This is a genomic window from Streptomyces venezuelae, assembly GCF_008642295.1.
GTDB classification, from domain to species: domain Bacteria; phylum Actinomycetota; class Actinomycetes; order Streptomycetales; family Streptomycetaceae; genus Streptomyces; species Streptomyces venezuelae_C.
The window spans coordinates 1036229-1059348 of the sequence record NZ_CP029190.1; the positions used below are offsets into that span (position 1 = coordinate 1036229).

Annotated in this window: 23 protein-coding genes; 14 read left to right on the forward strand and 9 right to left on the reverse strand. The window is 72.1% G+C overall.

The genetic code is table 11. The annotated features are described in order from the left end of the window. Window positions 1-45 precede the first annotated feature (45 nt). Window positions 46-402, reverse strand: coding sequence for a DUF805 domain-containing protein (locus DEJ50_RS04645; protein WP_150206198.1), 357 nt, complete (start codon window positions 400-402; stop codon window positions 46-48). Between the two features lie 228 nt (window positions 403-630). Here DEJ50_RS04645 and DEJ50_RS04650 point away from each other — a divergent pair, with 228 nt between their 5' ends. Further along, on the forward strand, window positions 631-1611 hold the full coding sequence (locus DEJ50_RS04650; RefSeq protein WP_150206200.1) for a trypsin-like serine peptidase: 981 nt from the start codon (window positions 631-633) through the stop codon (window positions 1609-1611). Window positions 1612-1778: 167 nt separating this feature from the next. Further along, window positions 1779-3374, forward strand: a complete 1596-nt coding sequence (locus tag DEJ50_RS04655) for a vWA domain-containing protein (RefSeq protein WP_150206201.1) — start codon at window positions 1779-1781, stop codon at window positions 3372-3374. Between the two features lie 190 nt (window positions 3375-3564). Here the strand turns inward: DEJ50_RS04655 and DEJ50_RS04660 are convergent, their stop codons facing one another. Next, window positions 3565-4326: an MBL fold metallo-hydrolase gene (locus DEJ50_RS04660; RefSeq protein ID WP_150206203.1), complete on the reverse strand. Its 762-nt coding sequence runs from the start codon at window positions 4324-4326 to the stop codon at window positions 3565-3567. Between the two features lie 478 nt (window positions 4327-4804). On the opposite strand from DEJ50_RS04660, the gene DEJ50_RS33800 reads away from it, so the two are divergent. The 6 genes from DEJ50_RS33800 to DEJ50_RS04690 all read left to right on the forward strand — a co-directional run bounded on the left by DEJ50_RS33800 (window position 4805) and on the right by DEJ50_RS04690 (window position 11464). Continuing rightward, window positions 4805-6079, forward strand: coding sequence for a hypothetical protein (locus DEJ50_RS33800; protein WP_190344285.1), 1275 nt, complete (start codon window positions 4805-4807; stop codon window positions 6077-6079). Window positions 6080-6193: 114 nt separating this feature from the next. Next, entirely contained in the window at window positions 6194-7468 is a 1275-nt protein-coding gene (locus DEJ50_RS04670; protein WP_150206205.1) for a hypothetical protein, read from the forward strand. Window positions 7469-7495: 27 nt separating this feature from the next. Then, entirely contained in the window at window positions 7496-8986 is a 1491-nt protein-coding gene (locus tag DEJ50_RS35390; RefSeq protein ID WP_150206207.1) for a peptidoglycan DD-metalloendopeptidase family protein, read from the forward strand. A 156-nt stretch (window positions 8987-9142) separates the two neighbouring features. Next, complete coding sequence (locus tag DEJ50_RS04680; protein ID WP_150206209.1) at window positions 9143-9649, forward strand: hypothetical protein; 507 nt, start codon at window positions 9143-9145, stop codon at window positions 9647-9649. Window positions 9650-9734: 85 nt separating this feature from the next. Then, complete coding sequence (locus DEJ50_RS04685; RefSeq protein ID WP_150206211.1) at window positions 9735-10292, forward strand: hypothetical protein; 558 nt, start codon at window positions 9735-9737, stop codon at window positions 10290-10292. Further along, on the forward strand, window positions 10289-11464 hold the full coding sequence (locus DEJ50_RS04690; protein ID WP_150206213.1) for an MAB_1171c family putative transporter: 1176 nt from the start codon (window positions 10289-10291) through the stop codon (window positions 11462-11464). Before DEJ50_RS04685 ends, DEJ50_RS04690 begins: the two co-directional genes overlap by 4 nt. A gap of 341 nt (window positions 11465-11805) precedes the next feature. Here the strand turns inward: DEJ50_RS04690 and DEJ50_RS04695 are convergent, their stop codons facing one another. Beyond that, window positions 11806-12987 (reverse strand): GAF domain-containing SpoIIE family protein phosphatase, encoded by a 1182-nt coding sequence (locus DEJ50_RS04695; RefSeq protein WP_317852521.1) that lies wholly within the window; start codon window positions 12985-12987, stop codon window positions 11806-11808. A gap of 140 nt (window positions 12988-13127) precedes the next feature. Between DEJ50_RS04695 and DEJ50_RS04700 the strand changes: the two genes are divergently transcribed. After that, a complete protein-coding gene (locus DEJ50_RS04700; protein WP_150206216.1) occupies window positions 13128-13964 on the forward strand; it encodes a hypothetical protein in 837 nt (278 codons plus the stop codon). Between the two features lie 65 nt (window positions 13965-14029). Next, window positions 14030-14950 carry a universal stress protein gene (locus DEJ50_RS04705; RefSeq protein WP_150206218.1) on the forward strand — a complete coding sequence of 307 codons (921 nt, stop codon included), beginning with the start codon at window positions 14030-14032 and terminating at the stop codon, window positions 14948-14950. Between the two features lie 12 nt (window positions 14951-14962). Here the strand turns inward: DEJ50_RS04705 and DEJ50_RS04710 are convergent, their stop codons facing one another. The 4 genes from DEJ50_RS04710 to DEJ50_RS04725 form a co-directional block, all read right to left on the reverse strand. Then, a complete protein-coding gene (locus tag DEJ50_RS04710; protein WP_317852522.1) occupies window positions 14963-15619 on the reverse strand; it encodes a class I SAM-dependent methyltransferase in 657 nt (218 codons plus the stop codon). Between the two features lie 70 nt (window positions 15620-15689). Continuing rightward, window positions 15690-16082 (reverse strand): molybdopterin-binding protein, encoded by a 393-nt coding sequence (locus DEJ50_RS04715; RefSeq protein ID WP_150206219.1) that lies wholly within the window; start codon window positions 16080-16082, stop codon window positions 15690-15692. A 47-nt stretch (window positions 16083-16129) separates the two neighbouring features. Then, complete coding sequence (locus tag DEJ50_RS04720) at window positions 16130-17188, reverse strand: NAD(P)-dependent oxidoreductase (RefSeq protein ID WP_150206221.1); 1059 nt, start codon at window positions 17186-17188, stop codon at window positions 16130-16132. A 30-nt stretch (window positions 17189-17218) separates the two neighbouring features. Beyond that, window positions 17219-18136: a YhjD/YihY/BrkB family envelope integrity protein gene (locus tag DEJ50_RS04725; RefSeq protein WP_223837596.1), complete on the reverse strand. Its 918-nt coding sequence runs from the start codon at window positions 18134-18136 to the stop codon at window positions 17219-17221. A 260-nt stretch (window positions 18137-18396) separates the two neighbouring features. Between DEJ50_RS04725 and DEJ50_RS04730 the strand changes: the two genes are divergently transcribed. From DEJ50_RS04730 to DEJ50_RS04745, 4 genes are read left to right on the forward strand one after another with little or no spacing between them, the layout of a single operon-like run. Continuing rightward, entirely contained in the window at window positions 18397-18861 is a 465-nt protein-coding gene (locus DEJ50_RS04730) for a DUF6325 family protein (protein WP_223837597.1), read from the forward strand. Between the two features lie 40 nt (window positions 18862-18901). Then, window positions 18902-19189 carry an SHOCT domain-containing protein gene (locus tag DEJ50_RS04735; protein ID WP_150206223.1) on the forward strand — a complete coding sequence of 96 codons (288 nt, stop codon included), beginning with the start codon at window positions 18902-18904 and terminating at the stop codon, window positions 19187-19189. Between the two features lie 19 nt (window positions 19190-19208). Next, window positions 19209-19646 (forward strand): hypothetical protein, encoded by a 438-nt coding sequence (locus DEJ50_RS04740; RefSeq protein ID WP_223837598.1) that lies wholly within the window; start codon window positions 19209-19211, stop codon window positions 19644-19646. A gap of 6 nt (window positions 19647-19652) precedes the next feature. Continuing rightward, on the forward strand, window positions 19653-21056 hold the full coding sequence (locus DEJ50_RS04745; RefSeq protein WP_223837599.1) for a hypothetical protein: 1404 nt from the start codon (window positions 19653-19655) through the stop codon (window positions 21054-21056). 13 nt (window positions 21057-21069) lie between these two features. Here the strand turns inward: DEJ50_RS04745 and DEJ50_RS04750 are convergent, their stop codons facing one another. Then, the gene (locus DEJ50_RS04750) at window positions 21070-21558 is read right to left on the reverse strand and encodes a helix-turn-helix domain-containing protein (protein WP_150206225.1); all 489 of its coding nucleotides are present in this window, start codon (window positions 21556-21558) and stop codon (window positions 21070-21072) included. 315 nt (window positions 21559-21873) lie between these two features. Beyond that, window positions 21874-23064, reverse strand: a complete 1191-nt coding sequence (locus DEJ50_RS04755) for an MAB_1171c family putative transporter (RefSeq protein WP_150206226.1) — start codon at window positions 23062-23064, stop codon at window positions 21874-21876. Between the last annotated feature and the right edge of the window lie 56 nt (window positions 23065-23120).

Sequence of the window (23120 nt, forward strand, 5' to 3'; positions counted from 1 at the left end):
CGGGACCGGCGCCGGACAGGCTGCGGTGTCTTGCCGGGGCGGGGCTCAGTAGGCCTGGACGGCCTTCGGGCTGGGGCCGTACTCGTTGGCCTGGGGCTGGCCCTCGGTGGCCATGAAGACGAGCCCGATGATGAAGCCGACGAAGGGGATGAACGTCAGCAGGATGAACCAGCCGGACTTGCCGGTGTCGTGCAGGCGGCGGACGGTGAGGCCCAGGTTGGGCAGCAGGGTGGCCAGGCTGTAGAGGCCGAAGAAGAGGGGGTAGGTGCCCAGCGTGAAGTCGAGGATCATCAGCGGGATCAGGATGATCGTGTTGACCAGGAAGAAGATCCAGAACTCCTGGCGGCGGGCCCGGCCGCTGAAGACGGCGTACTTCTTGAGCACCTCTATGTAGATCTTCACGCTTCCCCCTGAGAACGGTTGCGGCGCCCGTCCACCACGGACCGGGCGGGGCAGAATTTATGCCGCGCATATCGTGCGGTCAAGGGACTTCGCAAGACCCTCCAAGAACTGCCTTCACCCGCCAAAACACCATTTCCCCCTACGGTTTGGGGGCACGGCACCGCCGATGGGGGGACCGTGCGGCGGCGGCTGCGCGGGGCGGCGCGGGCGGCGGCCGAGACTGGCCGGATGCGCCTGCTCCGAACCCTTCTCGCGACCGCGGTGGCGGCAGCGGCGGTGGCGGCTGCCGCCGCCACGCCCTTTCCCGAGCCCGTTCCCGATGCCGTCCCCGCCGCCGGCACGGCCGCCGTCTGGTCCGCCCGCCGGGCCGAGGCCTTCTGGACACCGGAGCGGATGGCCGCCGCCCGGCCGGTTCCGGACGGCCGGGCCGAGGCCATCGCCGCGGACCGGACGGGCGTGGCCGCAGGCCCCGGCATCGGGCAGGACTTCGGCGGCATCCCCGTCGTCGGCCGGATGTTCGCCGTACAGGGAGGCGGGAGCGGCGGGGCCTACTTCTGCACCGCCAGCGCCGTCGCCTCCCCCGGCCGCGACCTGGTGCTGACCGCCGCGCACTGCCTGACCGGCGGCGACACCCGGCAGATCGCGTTCGTCCCCCGGTACACCGCCGCGCACCCCCGGCCGTACGGGATCTTCCCGGTCCGGCGGATCTGGATCGACCCCCGGTACCGGCAGCAGGGGCCCGCCCGGGCCGCCGTCCTCGACGTCGCCTTCGCCCGGGTGGGCCCGGGCCCGGACGGCCGGGCGCTGCAGGACGTGGTCGGCGCCAACCGGCTGGTCACCGGGCCCGGCTACGCCCACCCCGCCGTACGCCTCATCGGCCACCCGGCGCGCGCCCCGCGCCCCCGGGTCTGCGTCAACCGGACCACCCGCTTCACCAGCACCGACCCCGGCAGCCCCGGCTCCTTCCTGCGGATCGCCTGTACCGGCTACCCCGGCGGAACCAGCGGTGGCCCCTTCCTCACCGGCTACGACCCGCACACCCGCACCGGCCGGGTGATTGGCATCATCGGCGGCTACCAGACCGGCGGCGACAGCCCCGACACCTCGTACAGCCCCTACTTCGGCCCGGACGTCCGCCGGCTGTACGAACAGGCCGTCCGGCCCTCGGCGCCCCCCGCGGTCGTCTTCCGCGAGGACATCGTGTCCTGACACCGCCGCCAGACCCCGGCCTTCCGGCCCTTCCGGCCCTTCCGGCCCTTCCGGCCCTTCCGCCCCGTCGTTGTCTCTTCGAGACCCATCCGCAACTCTTTCGCCGGTTCCGACTCGCCCTCCCGGACGTCACATTCACAGACACGGACCGTCCGAAGGGGGACACGATGACGCCGCGTGCAGGAAGTCGGGCGCCGAGAGGCACGACGTACGGGAGGGTGCTCGCCGCGGTTGCGGCGGGCGCGGTACTGCTCACCGGGTGCGGGTACGACGGCGGGTCCGACCGGGGCGGCGTCGCGCCCGACTCCGGCCGCCGGAACGGCAATCCGGCGCCGGCGCCGGTGCCGGCACCGGCCGGGCCCTCCCACCCGGCACCGCCCGACGGCGGCTCCGCCGCACCGCAGGGCGAGGACGACGGGCGGCGGCCGAGTGCCCCGCCCGCCGACTACCTGTCCACCTTCGCGCTGGACGTGGACACCGCGAGCTACGGCTACGCACGCCGGACGCTCGCCGACGGCAAACTGCCGGACCCGGCCACGATCCGGCCGGAGGAGTTCGTCAACAGCTTCCGGCAGGACTACCCGCAGCCGACGGGCAACGGATTCTCCGTCACCGTCGACGGTGCCCGTACCAGGGAGGCGAACTGGTCGCTGATGCGGGTCGGGCTGGCCACCCGGGCGGGGAAGAGCAGCGCCGACCGGCCGCCGGCCGCCCTCACCTTCGTGGTCGACATCTCCGGCTCGATGGCCGAGCCCGGACGGCTGGACCTGGTCCGCAACTCCCTGGACCTGATGACGGACCGGCTGCGCGGCGACGATGCGGTGGCGATCGTGGCCTTCAGCGACAAGGCCGAGACCCGGCTGCCGATGACCCGGCTGGACGGGAACCGGCGCCGGGTGCACGAGGTCGTGGACCGGCTCCGCCCCACCGACTCGACCAATGTGGAGGCCGGGGTCAGGCGCGGCTACGACGTGGCCGTCGAGGGGCGGCGGGAGGGCGCCACCAACCGGGTGGTGCTGCTCTCCGACGCGCTCGCCAACACCGGCGCCACCTCGGCCGACACCCTGCTGGAGCGGATCGGGGCGGCGCGCCGTACGCACGGGATCACCCTGTTCGGGGTGGGTGTGGGCAGCCAGTACAACGACGCGTTCATGGAGCGGCTGGTGGACCGGGGCGACGGCCACACGGTGTACGTCTCGGATGAGGAGGAGGCGCGCCGGGTGTTCTGCGACGACCTGCCCGCGCAGATCGAGCTGCGGGCCCGGGACGCCAAGGCCCAGGTCTCCTTCGACCCGCGCAACGTCGAGAGCTTCCGCCTGATCGGCTACGACAACCGGAAGGTGGCCGACGGGGACTTCCGGAACGATGCGGTGGACGGCGGCGAGGTCGGGCCGGGCCATTCGGTGACCGCGCTGTACGCGGTACGCCTGCGGCCGGGCGCGGCCGGGCACGTGGCCACGGCAACCGTCCGCTGGCTCGACCCGGAGGGCCGGGCCCCGCACGAGGAGTCGGGCCGGATCGAGGCGGGCGCGCTGACCGAGGTGGACTGGTCCGAGGCGGGCTCCCGGTTCCAGGTCACGGCGACGGCGGCGTACCTGGCCTCGGAACTCCGCGGCCGTGGCGGTGGCTGGGCCCCGGTCCCGGGCGCGGTCCCCCTCGCCCGCCTGTCGGAAATCGCCACCGCACTGGCCACCCGCACGGAAGACCCGGAGGTCCGCGCCCTGGCGACCGCAACCCACCAGGCCGCCCGCCTCCTGTACTGACCTGGCCGGAGCGGTGTGGGGGCGGGGCGGGCCGGGGCGGTGCCGGCACGGCATCCATGACCGACAACCGCCGGATCGAGGCGGCCCTGCTCGCCGCCCCCGAGGGCCCCGCAGCCAAGGATCCCGGCCACGAGGCCACCCCCGCCTCGCTGTGACACCCACCGCGAAGTCGCCGCGACAAGCTGCCGGTTCAGCGGGTCCCGCCCCAGTCGAGGCGGTCGGCCAGGGCGGCGGCTGCGAAGGCCGTCTCAAGCGTGTCCCGGTCCTCGTAGTGCACGGGGATGACGCGTCGGGCGTCCAGGAGCCGGGCCGCTTCGGCGGCCTGGCCGCTGTCCAGTACGAGACACTGGTCGCCGGAGGGGACGGGGCCGTGCGGTGCACCCGCGTGGATGATCGCGGTGTCCACGGAACCCAGGGCCTCGGCGAAGCTCTTGACCTCGTCGAGGGAGGAGTTGTCGCCGCTGATGTAGACCGTCGGCAGGTCCTCGGCGCTGAGGACGAAGCCGGTGACGCGGGCCGGCGATCGTACGTCGTGCACGCCCGAACCCGAGCCGTGGACGGCGGGGACGGCGGTGACGGTGAGCGTGCCGCCTGCGGGGCGGGGGAGTTCCACGGAATCGAAGTCGGTCAGTCCTCGGGCACCGCCGCCGAGGCGGGACGCGGCGTCGTGCGTGGTGAGGGTGACGGCGATGTCGGGGAGCAGGGCGCGCGCGGACGCATCGAGGTGGTGGGGGTGGTCGCGGGAGAGGAGCACCGCGTCGACCGGGCCGAGTTCGGAGGGGCGCACCAAGCGTCGTTCGCTCCCGGCCAGGGCCGGGTCGCGGAGGGCGGCAAGGCCGGCGGGGGCGTCGAAGGTCGGGTCGGTGAGCAGCCGCAGGCCGCCGTATTCGAGGAGGAGGGTGGAGCCGCCGAGGTATCGGACCGGGAACGGTTCGACGGTTGGGCGGAGCATGACAGGCCTCTTTTCCGGGGGCGGTGGGCGACGTCGAGCATGTCACATGCCTTCCGATGGAGATGATGCATTAGTTATAGCGGGCTTTCCCTAATGGGACAATGGATTGAAGTAGCGTTAGATCCATGGATGGGCGCATGGATCCGATCGACAGCGCCGATCGACAGCGCCGCCCGACTCGCCGCGCGCCACACCCTCACCAACTTGCAATGAAGTGAAAACGCGTGGGCGCACTCAGGCCGAGCGACAACCCCATCTCTCTTTAAATCACCCACACATGCCCGTGATCAGGCATCAAGGCGACGACCGATTCATTCCGGTTTTCAATACATGTTGACTGGATCCGATCTCCGCATGCATGCTCTCCCCATCTGACCCGGAGTCACAGCACCACCAGAGGGCCCTCGTTCACCACGAGTCCTCTCCTTCCGGGTCGGTCCACACCCGAACGCCTTCGTTCCTTGGGGGGACACGTTTCATGCTGAGCACGCGCACCCTGAACCGCGGGCTGGCCGGCGCGGCCACCGGCGGACTGATCCTCGGCCTGCTGGCCGCCGTACCTGCCCAGGCCGCCGAACCCGCCCCGCCGTCCGCCACCGCCGTCGCCACGAAGGACAAGGGCGGCGCCGGTCAGGGCCGATCCGTCGCCGCGGCCGAGACCTCTGCCGCCGCCCGGTCCATCACCCGCAGTGAGGTCATCGAGCGAGCCGCCTCGTGGGTCGGGATCGGCCTCAAGTACAGCTGGACCAACACCTACCAGGGCTACCGGACGGACTGTTCCGGCTTCGTCTCGATGGCCTGGGGTCTCTCCACGCCGGGCCTGGACACCACCAGCTTCGTCCCCGCCGGCGTCGCCTCATGGATCGGCAAGAGCGACCTGAAGCCGGGCGACGCCCTGCTCAACGACGCCGCCGGGGCCAACGGCCACATCGTCGTCTTCGGCGGCTGGGCCAACTCCGCGCGCACCTCGTACATGGGCTACGAGTTCACGGGCAGCGGGATGCACTACCGCGAGATCCCGTACCCCTACTACTCCGGCCACGGCACGTTCCGCCCCGTCCGCAACAACAGCATCGTCGACGACAACCCCGGCGACCAGCCGATCGCCGGCAACTGGGACGGCGGCGCTGCCTCGAACGTGGGCGTCTGGCGCAACGGCATGTTCCATCTCCGCAATGACGACGGTTCGACGACGTTCGTCGACTGGGGTGGCGGCACGGACCTGCCGGTCTCGGCGAACTGGGACGGCACCGGACCCGACAACGTGGGCATCTTCCGCCCCTCCACGGGCCAGTTCCACCTCCGCATGGACGACGGCAGCCTCGCCCTCATCGACTGGGGCGGCGGCACGGACCAGCCGGTGGCCGGCAACTGGGACGGCGGCGCAGCCGCCAACGTGGGCATCTGGCGTGACGGCAAGTTCCATCTCCGCAACGACGACGGCACCCCCACCTACATCGACTGGGGCCAGGCAGGCGACCGCGCGGTCTCCGGCAACTGGGACGGCACCGGACCCGACAACGTGGGCATCTTCCGCCCCTCCACCGGTCAGTTCCACCTCCGCATGGACGACGGCAGCCTCGTCGTCCTCGACTGGGGCGGCGGCAACGACATCCCCGTCGCCGGGAACTGGGACGGCGGCAACGGCGGACCCGCCGCCAACATCGGCATCTGGCGCCCCTCCCAGGCCCGCTTCCACCTCCGCAACGACGACGGCACCCCCACCTACATCGACTGGGGCCAGCCCAGGTAGGCACCAGTACCAGCGCTTCCCCGGTGCGCCGCGATCGGCGGCGCACCGGGGCACCGGGCCGCGAACTGCCCTTCCATCACACCCTCGCGCAACGAACAGGACCAGGACACCTACGTGAACCGCACCTCCCGCCGGCGCATATCCGCCGTCGCCACCACCACCGCTCTCGCGGCCACGACACTGCTCGCCTCGGCCGTCACCGCCCAGGCGAAGGGCGTCGACCTCTCCAACCCGGCGGCCGTCGCCGCCGCCCCGGACCACTCCTGCGGAGGGGTCACCGACTCCGACCGCGCCGTGGCCGACCGGCTCAACTACCAGCTCACCGGGACCCTTCGGGGATACCTCACCGCGTACCGGGTCTCCTGCGCCCGCGCGATCACCGAGGCCGTCCGCGCCCGCGGCCTGTCGGAGCGGGCCGGCGTCATCGCGGTAACGACCGCGATCGTGGAGACCACCCTGCGCAACAACCCCAACGAAGAGGACCACGACAGCGTCGGCCTCTTCCAACAGCGCGCCTTCTGGGGCTCCTTCGAGCAGCGCATGGACCCGACCTGGTCGACCAACGCCTTCCTCGCGGAGATGCTGAAGATCTCCAACTGGCAGACCCGGCCCATCGGTGAGGTCTGCCAGGCGGTGCAGCGGTCCGCCTACCCCAGCAAGTACCAGCCGCAGTCCCCCGACGCCCAGCGCATCGTCGACGCCCTCTGGAACGGTTCCACCACCGGCGGCGATCTCCCGGTGTCGGGCAACTGGGACGGCGGCGCTGCCTCGAACGTGGGCGTCTGGCGCAACGGCATGTTCCATCTCCGCAATGACGACGGTTCGACGACGTTCGTCGACTGGGGTGGCGGCACGGACCTGCCGGTCTCGGCGAACTGGGACGGCACCGGCCCCGACAACGTGGGCATCTTCCGCCCCTCCACGGGCCAGTTCCACCTCCGCATGGACGACGGCAGCCTCGCCCTCATCGACTGGGGCGGCGGCACGGACCAGCCGGTGGCCGGCAACTGGGACGGCGGCGCAGCCGCCAACGTGGGCATCTGGCGTGACGGCAAGTTCCATCTCCGCAACGACGACGGCACCCCCACCTACATCGACTGGGGCCAGGCAGGCGACCGCGCGGTCTCCGGCAACTGGGACGGCACCGGACCCGACAACGTGGGCATCTTCCGCCCCTCCACCGGTCAGTTCCACCTCCGCATGGACGACGGCAGCCTCGTCGTCCTCGACTGGGGCGGCGGCAACGACATCCCCGTCGCCGGGAACTGGGACGGCGGCAACGGCGGACCCGCCGCCAACATCGGCATCTGGCGCCCCTCCCAGGCCCGCTTCCACCTCCGCAACGACGACGGCACCCCCACCTACATCGACTGGGGCCAGCCCAGGTAACCGACCCACGAGACGCGGGGGAACGTAATGTCCAGCACCCTGACCCGGCGCGCCCTCACGAGGGCGTCGGCCCTGGCACTCGCGGCGTCCGCGGTGACCACCATCCTCGCGGCCCCGTCCCATGCCGCGACGCCGTCCTACCAACTGCCGTTCACCTGCGGCCAGGTGTGGTACGGCGGCACGTACACCGACCACAGCCCATCCGAACTGGCCATCGACTTCACCCGTGACGCCGGCACCGTCAACCAGCCGGTGCTCGCGAGCGCCGACGGCGTCGTCTCCGTCGCGACGACCCTCACCAACCCCGACGGCTCCTACCGCAGCTACGGAAAGTACGTCGTCATCGACCACGGAGGAGGCCGCAGAACCCTGTACGCCCACCTCAACGACTACCAGGTGGCCGCCGGCCAGCCCGTGGTGCGCGGCCAGCGCATCGGAATCGTCGGCAGCACCGGCCGATCCACCGGACCGCACCTGCACTACGAGCAGTGGAACGGCGGCGCGGTCGAACGAGCCGTCTTCGACGGCACCCCCTTCCGCATGGGATCGACCCTCGCCAGCGCCAACTGCGGAAACGTTCCCCCGCAGCCGGTCAAACACTGGCGCACCCACGTGACGGTGGAGGCATCGGGCCAGGCCTTCCACTCGGTACGGGCCGAGGACGGGACCTGGACCCCGTTCGGGAACATCGGCACCGAAGGCGGAGCGGGCGCGGTCCCGGGCGGCGTGCGGAGCACCGCCGAGGCCGGCGTGGACGGAGACACGCACGTACTCGCGGTGAGCGGCGCGGGCGGTCTTTTCCACACCGTCCGCTCCACATCGGGCGAATGGACGGGCTTCGGCGACGTCCGGGACGCCACCGGGGCCTCCCTGCCGGCGGCCGTGACCCAGGTCGCGGCGGCATCCATCGGCGCGGAGCTGCACGTCGCGGTCGTCGCCGACGGCACCATCCACCACACCGTGCGCAAGGCGGACGGCACCTGGCTCCCGTTCGGCGAGGTCGGCCGACCGAGTGGCAAGGCGGTGTCCAAGGTCGCCGTCGCACGGGTCGGCGGTGAACTGCAGATCATGGCACTGAGCGATGGCACGCTCCAGCACGCGATCCGCAAGGCCGACGGCCACTGGACGGAATTCGGTGACGCCGGCGCCGAGATGGGAGCGAGCGGAGCCGGCATCACCCGGATCGACGACCTCGCTGTCGCCGGCACCGGCCCGGGCGACCTGCAGGTGGTGCTCTCCGCCGACGGCGGCACCCGACAGTTCCACGGTGCCCGCTACGCCGACGGCTCCTGGGCCCCCGTCGGCGATCTCGGCTTCGTGCTGGGGAACGTGAGCGTGACCGACGTATCGGTCGCCGCCGTGGCCGACGAACTGCACGCCGCCCTGGTCACCACCGACGGCCGGGTCCTGCACACGATCCGTCGCCAGAACGCCTCCTGGACCGCCGCCGGCTCGGTGGACCTGGCAGGAATCGCGGGTGCTCCCACCGGTGTCGCGGTCACCGGCACCTACAACTGACCGACCGACGCCGACCGGGCCCGGGAGACCACACGTTCTCCCGGGCCCATCCGTCTTTCAGCCCCTGACCCCCTCACCCCCTGACCCCCGCCCGCCGCGATCGGTCCGCCCGCGCCCCCACTAGAATGCCTCCAGCCGGTGTGAGGAGAGCGAGAGATGACCGACGAGGACACGGCGCGGTCCGAACACCGCGAGCCGGACGTCCCCACCGATCCCGAGGCGGAGTTGTTGGGCCGGCGGATCGAGTACCTCTTCACGTACGTGCAGCCGCTGGGCCGTCGTTACACGCTCCAGGAGGTGGTCGACGGCATCAAGAAGTCGGCCGGGGCCAACGACCCCAAGCTCTCCGTCGGCCGTCTGTGGTCACTGGTCAAGGGCAGGGCCTCCAATCCGACCGTCGGCACCCTGCGGGTCCTCGGGGAGTTCTTCGGCGTGCCCCTGGCCTACTTCATCGACGACGAGGTGGCGGAACGGGTCTCCGCGCAGCTCTCCCTCATCGCGGCCATGCGGGCCAACGACGTGCGATCGGTCGCCCTGCGCGCCGCCGCCGTGGCGACGATGTCCGCGCAGGGCATCGAAGCCGTGCGCTCCCTCATCGAGCAGGGCGGGAAAGGGGACGACGACGCCCCGCCTGCCGGGGAGGATCCGTCGACCGGGCGCTGACCCGCTCCCTGTACAGTCGACCGGGCAAGATCATTAGCGGTCTGACCGCAGGCCGCGTGACCGGTCGACATGACGGAGCGGGGCCATGCAGCGTGAGGACTGGCGGCGACTGAGAGCACAGTACGAAGAGTTACTGCGGCGCTACCAGGTGCCCCACCCCTTCAGGGTCGAGGACCTGAGCGCGGCCGTCGCCGCCGAACGTGGCCGCCCGCTGAGCCTGCTGCCGATGCCGGACGGTCTGCCCACGAACACCGGCATCTGCGGCATGTGGGTCTCCATGGGAGCCCGCGACCTCGTGTACTACACCCCGGTGACGAGCCGGACCCATCAGACACACATCATCCTGCACGAGCTGGCCCACATACTCCTCGACCACCGGGAACCCAGTGTTCCGCAGCCCGAGATGCTGGCCCAGCTGTTCCCCGACCTGGATCCGGCGATGGCCACCCGGCTCCTGGGCCGCGGCCGGACCAAGGCCGGCACCCGCCAGGAACAGGAGGCGGAGCTGCTGGCCTCGGTCATGTGGCAGCACTTCAACGTCGCTCCGGTCGCGGTTCCGACGGCCACGACCGACACCGCCGACGTCCTCGGACGAGTGCTGGGTTCGTTCACCGGGCGTGGCGGGCGGGGGCGGCGCCGATGAGATTGTTCGACATCCTGCTCGTGCCGCCGCTGTGGCTGTACGTGCTGGGCAGGGCAAGGTCGTTACGCGTGGTGCCCCGACGCGCCCGGATCCTGTGGATCATGTGGCTCATCTGGGCCGTGACCGTCACGATGGGGGTGCCGGCCGTCCGAAGGATCCTGGACTCCGCGGTCGGACTGCAGAGCTTCACCAATCTGCCGGTGCACATGCTGTCCCTGTGCGCCATGGCCGCCTTCTTCGAGTTCGTCCGTGAGTCCACCGGCGGAAGGCACCCCTCCGGGGCGTGGCCCCGCTGGACGCTCCTGGGGATCGCCGAGGTGGGCCTGGCCGCCACCTTCCTCAACGCGCCGCTCCCGGACGGCGAGACCGACCTCGTCACGCAGACGCATGTGCCGATGCTCCAGGCGTACTGGACGTTCTTCCTCTCCTACATCGTGTTCGGTGTGGTCAGCGCCCTCCGCCTGTGCTGGAGGTACGGCCGTCTGGCCTCTCCCGGCCCCTCCCGCACCTCGATGACCCTGCTGGGAATCGGCAGTTGCCTCGGCCTGCTCTACGTCCTGCATCGCCTGGCGTACCTGGTGGCGGCCATCGCCGGGTGGCACAACACCGCCGGGGTCACCGCCACCACGCAGGTCCTGCTGGGCTGCACCCTGGCGGCGTTGATGGCGGGCATGTCCTGGCCGACGCTCGCGGATCGCCTCCGCAGGCGCCGGCTGCGCCGGGACGCGCGGGCGCTGCGGCCCCTGTGGGAACGGCTCACCGAGGTGACGCCCGAGGTCGTACTGCCGCTTCCCACCGGCCTGGACCGGGACGACGAGTTCGTCCGCTACCGGCTCCTCATCGAGATGCGCGACGCCGCCCTGGCGCTGTCCGCGCACATACGACCGGAACACGAAGCCAGAGTACGAAGCGAACTGGCCGCCGCCACACCACCCCCGGCGGACCTCGACGCGTCGACGGAGGCGGCCCTGCTCCTCTTCGCCGTGGCGACCGAACGGGCCGGAGTGAACGCGGTCGCCCCGCCCCGGACCTGCCGGCGCCCGCTGCTCAGCGAGGGCGCGGACCTGGAATCGGAGACGGCCTGGCTCCGCCGGGTCACGACCGCCATGACGACCCGGCCCGTCCAGTCCGCCGCCCATACACTCGCCTCGACCCGCCTGGAGCCCACGTAACGGACCCGCCAGGCCCGCCACCGCCGCCGGACCCCCAACTGCGGGAGCTGCTGCAGACTCGCCAGTTCGGCGGCCTGCACGTAGGCCGGACGGTCTCTTCGACGTACTTCAGGGTCATGGATCAGCTCCGCGTGCCCCGGCCTGGGCGGCCCTGCCCCGGCATCGGGCCTGGGCGGCCCGGCCAAGCGGGGCCTCCCCGAACGAGCCGAGCCCGGCCGGCGGCTCGGGCCGGGGCCCGGACCCAGGGGCCGGCCGGGGTGCGGTGAACGGCGTCCGGGCGCGAGCCGGGAACCCTGGCACCGGGCCGGGACGGCCGGCCCACGGCCGGAACCCCGGCCGGGTCAGGGTGCCGGGTCCGGTGGGGTGGCGGGGTGGCGGGCGCGGGGGCGGGCTGCCAGGACTGCTACGTCGTCTTCCGCATGGCGTGCGTCCAGGCCCGACACCACCGCGTCCACCACCTCCGGAACCGTGGCCCCCGGCGGCAGCCGCAGCCGGGCCAGCCGGGCCAGCGAGACGTCGATGTCCTCGCCCCGGCGTTCCACCAGCCCGTCCGTGAACAGCAGCAGGGTCTCCCCCGGAGCCAGCTCCCGGCTGACCGCCTCATAGCCGCCCACCCCCGTGCCCAGCGGAGGGCCGACCGGAACCTCCGGCAGGGTGCCGGTGCCCTCGGCCGTGAACACCGCCGGAGGCAAATGGCCCGCGCTGGCGAACATCGCGACCCCCCGCGCCGGGTCCACCCGTACCAGCAGGCAGGTCGCCGGCCGCCGCCCGCCGTCCTCGGCGACCAGCGCGTCCAGCTGCCGCAGCACCCGGTGCGGGGCCAGGTCCGTCGAAGCGACGTCGCGCAGCGTCGAACGGTAGGCGTTCATGTCCACCGCCGCGTCCAGCCCGTGTCCCATCACGTCCCCGACCACCAGCAGGGTCCGCCCGAAGTGCAGCCGGACGGTCTCGAACCAGTCCCCGCCGACCAGGGCGCGCGGCCCCACCGGCAGGTACCGGCTGGCGATCTCCAGGTTCGGGTGCGGCCGGCCGGGCTCCGCGATCAGGGCGCGCTGCAGGTTGAGCGCGGTCTGCTCGGTCGCCGCCATCCGCCGCGCATGCCCCAGGTGCACCGCCGCCAGCCGGGCGGCGAAGTGCACCGTTGCCGTCTCGTGGTCCGTGAAGCCGCCCTGCGCCCGTACCGCGAGCAGCGTCCCGTACAAGTCCTCCCCCGCCATCAGCGGCACCGAGAGCCGGCTTGCCGCGGCCCCTGCCGCCGTCAGCAGCACCGGCGGGCCGGCCATCGCCACCCAGCCCCCGGCCCGGTCCGCCTCACGGTCCCCGCCGGGCTCCGCCCCGTCACCACCGGCCACCGGCTCCACCGCCGCGGCATCGCACAGGTTCCGGAAGAGGAATCCGACCAGTTCACGGCAGGTCGCAGCCTCGTCGAGGGTGGTCCCGATCCGCTCGGCGGCATCCTCCATCGCCCGCAGCCGGGCGCGCAGCGCCTCGCACTCCCGGTCCACGCCGCCCCTGTCCGCCAAGACACCACCTCCGTCACCGAGCACCCGCACCCGCACCCGCACCCGTCGAGGAGCCATTCCACCAGCCCGCCCCCCACCCGCACGCCAGCCGCGCGGCGATCACCGGATAGCGTGGCCGCACCCCCGGCGGAAGAGGACCGATGCCCGCACAACCCAGCCTCCTTTATGTCACCGACCTGGCCTATCCCGCGCGCGGGCGCCGGTACTGCGACGAGGACATCTTCCTGGCCTCGCGGCTGCGCGAGCAGTTCGACATCGCCCTGTGCCATCCGCTGGACGCGGCGGCGCTGATGGACTCCTTCGATGCGGTCGTGGTCCGCAACAGCGGCCCGGTGATCCACTACCAGGCCCGGTACGACGCGTTCCGCGACCGCGCCCTCGCGCGCGGCACCCGGGTCTACAACGAGCTGACCGGCCGGGCCGACATGGCCGGCAAGCAGTACCTGACGGACCTGACCGCCGCCGGCCGGCCGGTGATCCCCACCGTCGACCGGGCCGAGGACCTCTTCCGTCTGCCGGAGACGGACGAGTACGCGGTCAAGCCCAAGCTCGGCGCGGACTCCATAGGCCTGCGGTTCCTGCCGTACGAGGGCCTGGCCGCGGCCCTCGGCGAGGCCGCCCCGGGCACCCTGCTGGTCCAGCCGCGCATCCGGTTCCGCTACGAGGTGTCCTTCCATTTCGTCGACGCCGTGTTCCAGTACGCCCTGTACGCGCCCCGGCCGGAGCAGCGCTGGGTGCTGGAGCCGTACGAGCCCACGCCGGAGGACCTGCGGTTCGCTCAGGGGTTCGCCGACTGGAACACCATCGGGCACGGCATCCAGCGGGTGGACGCCTGCCGCACCCCGGCCGGGGAGCTCCTCCTCGTCGAGCTGGAGGACCTCAACCCGTACCTCTCCCTCGACCTGCTGGCCGAACCGGCCCGCGAGTCCTTCGTCACGGCCTTCGCCGCGGCCCTCCACCGCCTGCTGGCCACCTAGCCGGTGTCCGGGCCGCGGCGGCCTACCGTCGCGCGGGCTGCCGGGGTCGGTGCAATCCTGGACGCATGATCACCCATGGTAAGGACGACGGCCCGATCGTCGTTGCGGTGGACGGTTCCGAGCACAGCCTCAAGGCACTGGAGTGGGCGCTCCCGGTCGCTCGTACGGCCGGAGCCGAGGTGCTGATCGCCCATGTGAAGCCCGACCACGCCCAGTTGTGGCAGGCCCGCCGCGAGGCGGTGCTCGGCGATCCGGCCCCCGGCGGGAAGGCCCCGGACCCGGTCGCGGATCATGTCCGCGGGGTCCTGGAGGGCCGGGAGGGACTCCCGTCGATCCGGTACGCCTCCCTGGAGGGCGCGGTGCCGCAGGCGCTGAACACCCAGGCGGAGCAGGCCCGGATGCTGGTGCTCGGCTCGCGCGGCCGGGGCGGGTTCGCCAGCCTGCTGCTCGGCTCCACCAGCCGGGCCTGCGCGACCACGGCCCCCTGTCCCGTGGTGGTCGTCCCGCACTCGGCGCGCGACCGGCGCGAGGGCAGCGAGGCCGCCGGCCGGGTGGTGCTGGGCCTGGACCCGTCCGAGACCGGGGACCGGGCCATCGAGTTCGCGTTCCGGCAGGCGGAGCTCTTCGGTGCCACCCTGGTCGCGCTGACCGCCTTCGCCGACCCGGTCGCGCCGTTCCCGCTGATCGGGGCCCCGATGCCCGCCGCCCCGGACCAGGACATGGCGCCGCTGCTCCGGGAGATCGGGCGGGCCCAGCAGGAGCGGCTGGCCCCGCTCGCCGACGGCCACCGGGACGTCACCGTGGAGAGCGTGGTCGGGCCCGGGGATCCGGCCGGGCAGCTGGTCGACCAGTCGGAGACGGCCGATCTGCTGGTCGTCGGCCGCCACCGCCGCCGGCTGCGCAAGGACTCCCTGCTGATGGGCTCCGTGGCCAATGCGGCCCTGCTGCACGCGGAATGCCCGGTCGCGGTGGTTCCCGCGGAGTAGCCGCGGACCCGGTCAGGCGGAGCTAGGGGCGGGCCGGCGGGCGTAGCAGAACAGGTGGTCCTCCGGTCCGGCGAGTGGGCTGGTGGGCTGGAAGACGGAGGTGGAGTGGTGCAGCACCTCCAGCCCGCAGTCCTCCCGGAGCCGGCGCAGGTACTCCTCGGTGGAGTAGCTGGAGACCCGGACCCGCCGGCCCATCCACTCCACCTCCACCCCGTCCACATCCGCCGGCACGGTGGCCATCACGAAGTATCCGCCGGGGGCCAGCCATCCGGCCATGCGCTCCAGGGCGTCGCCGACCTCGTCCCGGCTCATCACCAGCAGCGGGAAGAACGCGCACACCGCGTCGAAACCGCCGGCCGGCGCCCGGTAGTCGCGTACGTCCCCCTGCTCGAACCGGGCGCCCGGCACCTGCGAGCGGGCCAGCTCGACCATGGCCGCGGACACGTCGATGCCGGTGACCTCGTGGCCGGCCCGGACCAGCGTGTCGGCCACCGGCCGCCCGGTGCCACTGCCGACGTCCAGCACCCGCGCCCGTCCGGGCAGCCGGGCGGTGAGCCATTGCAGGGCGGCGAGCTGGCCGGGGAGGTGCCCGAAGGCCTCCTCGTACTCGGCACCCATCCCGTCGAACAGTTCCGCCGCCGATTCCACCGCTCGCAGCCGATCGTCCACCGCAGTCCCCTTCCGGCCGGCCCCCCGGAGCTCCGGGCGCCCGGTTCCAGGCTAGGGGGTGTCCGGTGGCTCAGGTCCGGTCGATGAAGACGCTGGTGGATTTCACCCGTGCGGTGGCCTGGGCGCCGACTTCCAGGCCGAGTTCCTCCACCGCCTCGCGGGTCAGCAGGGAGACGATCCGGTGCGGACCGGCCTGGATCTCCACCTGGGCCTCGACGGTGCCGAGCTTGACGGCGGTGACGATGCCGGGGAAGGCGTTGCGGGCCGAGGTGTACGGCGCTTCGGCGCCCTCCGCCGCCTCCTGGGCGACGGCCACGCAGAAGGCCGCCAGATCCGGTCCGTCGACGATCCGGCGGTTGCCCTCGCGGCGGGTGGGGAAGCGGTCGGCGTCCGCCCAGCGGCGTGCCGTGTCGGCGCTCACGCCGAGCAGCCGCGCCGCCTGACCGATGGTGTACGACTCCATGCCGCCACCCTATAGAGCGCCCCGCCGCGCGTGCCGGGCGGCGGTGGCTACCGGCCCACCACGGGGACGCCCTCGGGGCGGCCGTGGAGCAGGGCCGCGATGTGGTCCGCGCAGCGGAGGGCCGCCGTGGCCATGCCGGTCCGGGTCATCCCGGCGACATGCGGGGTCAGCAGGGCACGGGGAACGCCGAACAGCGGTGAGGCGAACGCGGCGTGCTCGTGCGCGAAGGTGTCGACGGCCGCTGCCGCGAGCGGGTGCGCGGGGTCGCGCAGCGCGTCGGCCAGCGCCTGCTCGTCGACGATGCCTCCCCGGGCGGTGTTCAGCAGGATCGCCCCGGGGCGCATCAGCGCCAGCTCGGCCCGGCCGATCAGGCCGCGGGTCTGCGGAGTGAGGGGCAGGTGCAGGGAGACCACGTCACTGGTCGCGAGCAGGTCGGCGAGGGAGCCGGCCGGCTGCACCGGGCCCTCGGAGGGGCGCCGGGAGAGCCCCTGGACGGCCATGCCCAGGGCGGTCGCCCGCTCGGCGAGGGCCAGTCCGATGCGGCCCAGTCCGACGATGCCCAGGGTCAGCTCCGACAGCTCGCCCGGCGGCGCGGCCGGTGCCCGCCAACTTCCCTGATGGGAGGATTCGTTGTACGCCGTGAGATCGCGGCTCAGGGTCAGCAGCTGGGCCAGCGCGAACTCGGCGACCGCGGTCGCGTTGGAACCGGGTGTGTGGGTGACGGCGACCCCGTGCCGGGCGGCGGCCGGCAGGTCGACGTGGTCGGTGCCCGCGCCGGCCCGCCCGACCACCCGGAGCCGGTGTGTCAGGCCGGGGCCGGTGGCAGCGGCGAGGAAGGTCTCGCGCAGGGGCACGCCGGCCCGTGACTTGACGGCGTCGTGGCCGAGCCCGTCCCGGACGGTCTCGGCAAGCAGCGCGGACTCGTCGAAGGGGTCGAATTCGGTGAACTCCACGCGGCCGGCCCAGGCGGCCCGGGTCCCCGCGGGGTCGGTCACCCGGCGCAGGTTGAGGGTGAGGTCCAGCCCGTGCCCGAGCAGCCGTTCCAGCTCCCGGCCGAGCAGCTCACCGGGAGCCGCGTCCAACAACAGAACCCGGGCCCGCCCCATTCAAGATCCCCCCTCGTCCCGGACCGGACCCTACCGCGCCCGGCCGGACGGCTGGTGGCGCGGGGGGCTGCCGAGGCGGCCGGACAGAAAGGGTTCCTGGGCCAGCACGGCGCCCGCGCTGATGGCGATGGCCACCGCCACGCAGAGCACGATCAGCCACGAGAGCAGTACGAAGGTGGAGCCGACGGAGCCGTATTCGGCCAGGGCGCGGTTGAGCGCCCGGGGCATGTAGAAGCGTGCGCCGATGGACAGGGCGGTGGTGGCGGCTGCTGCCAGGAGGGCTCCGGGCAGCAGCGGCGCCCACCCGATCAGGCCGCCCAGCAGCAGGTGCTGGGTCCACCACCACAGGAGCGTCTGGGCCAGCAGGGTGCACGGGACGGCCAGCCACAGCCCGAGGCCGAACCCCTGGCGCACGGGCGCCTGGAAGAGCATGAAGCCCAGCCAGACCGCGATCCAGGCCGGCCAGCGCCAGACCGCGATCCTGGTCTTGACCCGCGGAATCCCCCAGGCCCGCTTGCACAGGCGTTGCATGGCCCGGCTGACGGCGGTGGCGGCGAGCAGCGTCATCACAGCGCCCACCACCCCGGTGGCCTGCTGCAACTGCTCCGACGTGGGCCGGAACACCGCCTCCAGTTCGGCGTTCGCGGGGCCGGTCAGGCCGAAGACCGCACGGACGGAACGGACCAGCTGCTCGCGCAGCGAGGCCGGTGCGAACGAGGCGAAGACAAAGAGCAGGGGGATCGCGGTCAGGAAGCACTGCGCCGCCAGCCGGGTGGCGGAGTCGAAGATGTTCACCGAGACCATCCGCGCCACGAGGCGCGTGATGACCGGGAAGCGGGATTCGGCCCGGCCCGCGTGCCGCTTCGCGGTGGCGGTCAGGTCACGGGACCGTCCCCGCCACCGGGCCAGCCGGCCCGCGGCAGGCGCCTTGGGCTGCTCCTGCTGCAATGGCGCTGCTCCTTCCCTGGGACCAGGGTGGCGGACGGCCGACCGGGCGGCATCTCGGCCACCGGCGTCCCGGCGACCGGGCGCGTCCGGCGGTCCGGCGGTCCGGCGGTCCGGCGGTCCGGCGCACGAGGTGCGGTACCCCGTACCGGGTGCTGCAATGGTGAGCAGGGCCGTACGCCGCCGTCTGCGCGGCGTGACGCACCGTCGGCATCAGCCGCGGCAGCCGCGGCCCGTCCCCGATGCGCTCGTGAGGAGTGGCCATGGGCGAGGACCTGACGGAGCTGGAAGAGATGGGCCCCGTCGACTACCTGGTCGTCGAGTTCCCCGGCAACCGGATGACGGGCGAGGGTTTCCCCCTGCTCCTCGATCTGGTCGAACGCAATGTCATCCGCATCCTCGATCTGCTCTTCGTCCGCAAGGACGAGGACGGCACGGTCACCGCACTCGAACTGCAGGACCTCGGGGACGAGGTGGACCTCTCCGTCTTTGCGGGTGCCTCGTCCGGGCTGCTGGACCAGGGTGACATCGATGAGGCCGGCGCCGCGCTGGAGCCCAACAGCTCCGCGGGAATCCTGGTGTACGAGAACGTCTGGGCGGCACCGTTCGCCCGGGCCATGCGGCGCAGCGGTGCGCAGCTGGTGGCCAACGGACGCATTCCCGTCCAGGCGCTGCTGGCCTCGCTGGACGCCGTGGAGGGCACGACCCCGGGTGGTCGGGCCGCCTGATTCCGGGCTCCGCCCGCACACCCCTTGGGAGTTGATTGACATGGGACTTCTCCGTGGCGTCGCCCGCACCGCTGCGGTGGCCGGAACGGCCACCGCCGTGTCCAACCGGGTATCGCGGCGGCAGGCGGGCCGCTGGGCCCAGCAGGAGGAGCAGCAGCAGGTGCAGCAACAGCAGCAGTACGCCCCTCCGCCGGCCGCGCCCCCTCCCCCGCCCGCCGACGACATGACCGTCAAGATGGACCAGCTCAAGCAGCTGGGGGACCTGAAGGCCCAAGGCGTGCTGACCGAGGAGGAGTTCGAGGCCCAGAAGCGCAAGATCCTCGGCTGATCCCCGGAAGGAGCCTGTCATGAGCAGCAACGTGGGCGCAGCCCACCCCGGTGCCGGTGGGAAGAGCACGGCGAACGCAGGCGGCATGGGCAGCGGCTGGCTGCTGTTCGCGGGCGCCATGATGATCATCGGTGGCTGTATGGGCATCGTCGAGGGCATCGCCGCCCTCGTCAACGACGAGGTGTTCATCTACACCCGCAACTACATCTACGCCTTCGACCTCACCGGCTGGGGCTGGATCCACGTGATCCTGGGCGCCTTCGTCGTCTGTGCCGGCGCGGCGGTGCTCCAGGGGGCCAGGTGGGCCAGGATCACCGGTGTGGTGCTGGCCTCGCTGGTCATGATCGTGAACTTTATGTGGCTGCCGTACGCGCCGTTCTGGGCGCTGGTGCTGATCGCCCTCGACGTGATCATCATCTGGGCCCTGTGCAAGGCTCCCCACCCCGAGGAGCTCTGACCCGCCATGACGGGTGAAGGCGGCGCAGGCGCAGTGGGCCCCGGTCCGGATCCCGCCCGTACGCCGGGCGGCGCGGGCGGCGCGGGTGACGAGCACTCCGAACTCGTGGAGCTCCGCGCCCGGGTCGCAGCGCTGGAGACCGGCAGGAAGACCCGCGAGCACCACCGGTGGCGTGCCTTCTTCGCGACGGTGCTCATCGTCCTGGGGTGCTTGCTCGCCCCGCTCGCCGCGGTGGCGGCCTGGGCCTCCAGCCAGATCGGCGACACGGACCGGTACGTGCAGACGGTCGCCCCGCTCGCCTCCGACCCGGACGTCCAGGCCGCCGCGGCCAGCCGGGTCACCAACGCGGTGATGGAGCACATCGACGTCCAGACCCTGCTGGAGGGCGTGGCACCCGACGACCGTCCGCTCCTGGACAAGGCGCTCGGCAAGCTGGGCGACTCGCTGGAGAACGCCGTCCGCAGCTTTGTGCAAGAGAAGACGCAGGACATCATCGCCTCCGACACCTTCGAGCGGATCTGGACCGAGGCCAACCGGCGCATCCACACCACGGTGGTCAAGGCCCTCACGGGCAGCGGCGACGGCGCAGTGGAGATCAAGAACGACTCGGTGACCGTCGACCTGGCCCCGGTGATCGAGGAGGTCAAGCAGCGGCTCGTCGACGAGGGCATGACGGTGGCCGGGAAGATTCCCGAGGTGCACACCGACTTCACGGTCGTGCGGTCGGACGACATCGGCAAGGTGAAGACCGGATTCCGGCTGCTCCAGATCACCGGCAACTGGCTGCCGGTGCTCTCGGTGCTGCTGGTCGCCGGCGGAGTGCTGCTGTCCCGCCACCGCCGCCGCGTCCTGGTGGTGGCGGCCCTCGCCTTCGCCTTCGCGGTGCTCATGCTCGGCGCGGCCCTGACCGTCTTCCGGGTGGTCTACCTGAACGCGCTGCCGGACACCGTCTCGCAGCCCGCGGCCGGGAGCGTGTACGACGCGTTGACGCGCTACCTGCGCACGACGGTCCGGATGACCGTGGTGCTCGGTGTGGTGATCGCCCTGGCCGCCTGGCTGACCGGCCCCGGCCGCTGGGCGACGCTCGTCCGCCGGCTGTGGTACTCGGGCATCGGCGCGGTCCGCCACACGGCCGACCACGCGGGCCTGCGCACCGGACCGGTGGGCCCGTTCGTCCGGCGCCACCGCAGCTGGATCATCTGGATCCTGGTGGCCGCGGCCGTGCTGACCGTCATTCTGTGGAGCTACCCGACCGGATGGGTCATCTTCGGCATCGCGCTCGTCCTGCTCTTCGCGCTGGCCGTGATGGATTTCCTCGCCTGGAGTGGGGAGGAGGACCAGAGCACGGCGGAACCGGATACCGCGGGCGCACCGCCGGCAGCACCGCCGCCACCGCCACCGCCCCGGTGACCGCGGCGCCTGCTCATCCGACCCCGGGGCCGGAGGGGTCGGAGGGATCCGAGGGATCGGTGACCGGCGGCAGGCCCTGCATCTGCCGGTACTGGTCCATGATGGCCGTGATGGCCTGGAGGTTCTCCTTCTTCATCCCGGCCGCCCGCATGGCCACGGCGCGGACCCCGGACTGCCGCAGCGCCTCGATGGCCGCCACCTGGCTGAGCACCGACTCGGCGACCTTGTCGTCGAAGAAGTAGGCGACCGAAACGCCGAAGAACCGCGCCAGGGCGGCCAGCAGATCGGGGGAGGGGTTGGAGCGCTTGCCCGTCCGCAGCTGCGACAGGTACACGCCTCCGACCTTGAGCTCCGGATTGGCCCGCTTGAGCTCCTCCGCCACCTCGGCATTGGTCCAGTGCCGGCCCTTGGGACGAACCGTCTTGAACAGGTCGTCCAGGCGTACCGCGAGCACGGGCCGGTCGTCGGCCCCGTTGTCCGTCTCGGTCTCGGTCTCCGTCATGGTGAAGCTTCCTCCCCTAGCCCTCCCCAATTTAACCCTTGGCTATGGAGGAGTTTCACAGATTAGCCTCCAGTTGACAATCGAGCCGGACTCCGTCAACGTTGGGTCTCGCCGATAGCTGCCAGCTAACTTGTCGCACGGGGGTCGCCAAGTGGGTTGCCGGTGGCATCGGCACCGTGGGGGCTGGAAGGCCAGGACGGGAGCCACCCGTCCGGCCCGACAGACAAGCGGGGGGAACGGGGGAACACGGGGGAAACGGGGGAAACGGGAGATGCCCGCCCGGTTTGACGGGGGATGCAAACCGGGCGGGAGCTCTCAACTCGCCTTGCCGAGCTTACTGTAGGCAGCAGCGACCTTGGTGAGCCAGGCGACCTCGGCGGTGAAATTACTGGTGTCGCGGTCGTCGAACGCGCCGGCGTCCTTGTTGTCCGGCGGGATGATGCCCGTCCGCTTGGCCTGGAGGGCCTGCCTGATCTGCGCCGCTTCGGCGAAGGCCTGCCGAACCTCCGTACCCGCAGCACCCGCCTCGGCACCCGCCTCGCCGGCCGGCCCGCCGGTGCCGGCGTGGCCGGTGCGCTCGATGTACGGGCGCAGGTCCCGCCATCCGTCACGTATCTCCACCACCCGCCGGTGCAGCCGGTAGTCCAGGTCGGACACCGAAGCGGACACCGAAGCCCCCGGCGGCTCCAGAGCGATGTCCGGGGAGGCCTCGTACAGGTCCCGCCAGAGCGGATACAGCGCCCGGTACGACCGGTAGGTACGCGCCCACTCCAGGAGCCGGGCCGCCGAGGTGCCCCAGGAGGACATGGTCAGGCTGACCGAGACGGCGACGATGCCCAGGGCGTTGAGGACGGACGCGGCGGCCTCCTTCCACGGCCCGGTCTCGAACCCGGCCGCGATGGTCAGCACGTTGATGGTCCTGACCAGGGAGTAGAGGAGCAGGATGCCCGCCGCGACGGACAGCACGTGCAGGGCCTGGCGCACCGAGGCGTTGTCGCTCATCCGCGCGTACGGGCCGCACTGGCGGAAGATCGTGATGCACGGAACCGCCTGGGAGGCGATGAACGCCAGGAGGTAGACGAGGAGCAGCGGATCGCCGCTGCCGTCGAAGTCCAGCGCGGCCCGGTCCGGACCGTCGGCAAGGAAGAAGAGGACCGTCAGGAGGACGGTCAGCAGGATGCCGGTGATCACCCAGAAACGCGTCTGGCGCACCGCCTCCTCACCCTCGGCCGCCCAGTGCAGCAGGATGATCTGCGCGCTGATACAGAAGGCCACCGCCGCCAGGTGCATCAGCAGGATGGCCAGGTTGCCGATCCCGAGGAGGCAATGGCTCTCCATGGCGACGGCGCCCATGGTGAAGGTGAGGCACTGGAAGAACAGCGTCGTGATCAGCGTGCGATAGGCACTGTCACGCCAGCTGCGCCGCCCTTGGCACAGCCGGTAGAAGAGCGCTGCGTACGACGCGAGCGCCGCAATGATGAAGCAGAGGGTTCTGGTGGTGTTCACGTCCTGGTTTTCTGCAGGTGCCGGTGGGGGGCGGCGGTTTGTTCAGCCGAACCGTA

Excerpts from the sequence above, each read along its gene's own strand:
- DEJ50_RS04650 (WP_150206200.1), top strand. The coding sequence starts at position 631 with ATGCGCCTGCTCCGAACCCTTCTCGCGACCGCGGTGGCGGCAGCGGCG.
- DEJ50_RS04655 (WP_150206201.1), top strand. The coding sequence starts at position 1,779 with ATGACGCCGCGTGCAGGAAGTCGGGCGCCGAGAGGCACGACGTACGGG.
- DEJ50_RS04660 (WP_150206203.1), bottom strand. The coding sequence starts at position 4,326 with ATGCTCCGCCCAACCGTCGAACCGTTCCCGGTCCGATACCTCGGCGGC.
- DEJ50_RS33800 (WP_190344285.1), top strand. The coding sequence starts at position 4,805 with ATGCTGAGCACGCGCACCCTGAACCGCGGGCTGGCCGGCGCGGCCACC.
- DEJ50_RS35390 (WP_150206207.1), top strand. The coding sequence starts at position 7,496 with ATGTCCAGCACCCTGACCCGGCGCGCCCTCACGAGGGCGTCGGCCCTG.
- DEJ50_RS04680 (WP_150206209.1), top strand. The coding sequence starts at position 9,143 with ATGACCGACGAGGACACGGCGCGGTCCGAACACCGCGAGCCGGACGTC.
- DEJ50_RS04685 (WP_150206211.1), top strand. The coding sequence starts at position 9,735 with ATGCAGCGTGAGGACTGGCGGCGACTGAGAGCACAGTACGAAGAGTTA.
- DEJ50_RS04690 (WP_150206213.1), top strand. The coding sequence starts at position 10,289 with ATGAGATTGTTCGACATCCTGCTCGTGCCGCCGCTGTGGCTGTACGTG.
- DEJ50_RS04700 (WP_150206216.1), top strand. The coding sequence starts at position 13,128 with ATGCCCGCACAACCCAGCCTCCTTTATGTCACCGACCTGGCCTATCCC.
- DEJ50_RS04705 (WP_150206218.1), top strand. The coding sequence starts at position 14,030 with ATGATCACCCATGGTAAGGACGACGGCCCGATCGTCGTTGCGGTGGAC.
- DEJ50_RS04715 (WP_150206219.1), bottom strand. The coding sequence starts at position 16,082 with ATGGAGTCGTACACCATCGGTCAGGCGGCGCGGCTGCTCGGCGTGAGC.
- DEJ50_RS04720 (WP_150206221.1), bottom strand. The coding sequence starts at position 17,188 with ATGGGGCGGGCCCGGGTTCTGTTGTTGGACGCGGCTCCCGGTGAGCTG.
- DEJ50_RS04730 (WP_223837597.1), top strand. The coding sequence starts at position 18,397 with ATGGGCGAGGACCTGACGGAGCTGGAAGAGATGGGCCCCGTCGACTAC.
- DEJ50_RS04735 (WP_150206223.1), top strand. The coding sequence starts at position 18,902 with ATGGGACTTCTCCGTGGCGTCGCCCGCACCGCTGCGGTGGCCGGAACG.
- DEJ50_RS04740 (WP_223837598.1), top strand. The coding sequence starts at position 19,209 with ATGAGCAGCAACGTGGGCGCAGCCCACCCCGGTGCCGGTGGGAAGAGC.
- DEJ50_RS04745 (WP_223837599.1), top strand. The coding sequence starts at position 19,653 with ATGACGGGTGAAGGCGGCGCAGGCGCAGTGGGCCCCGGTCCGGATCCC.
- DEJ50_RS04750 (WP_150206225.1), bottom strand. The coding sequence starts at position 21,558 with ATGACGGAGACCGAGACCGAGACGGACAACGGGGCCGACGACCGGCCC.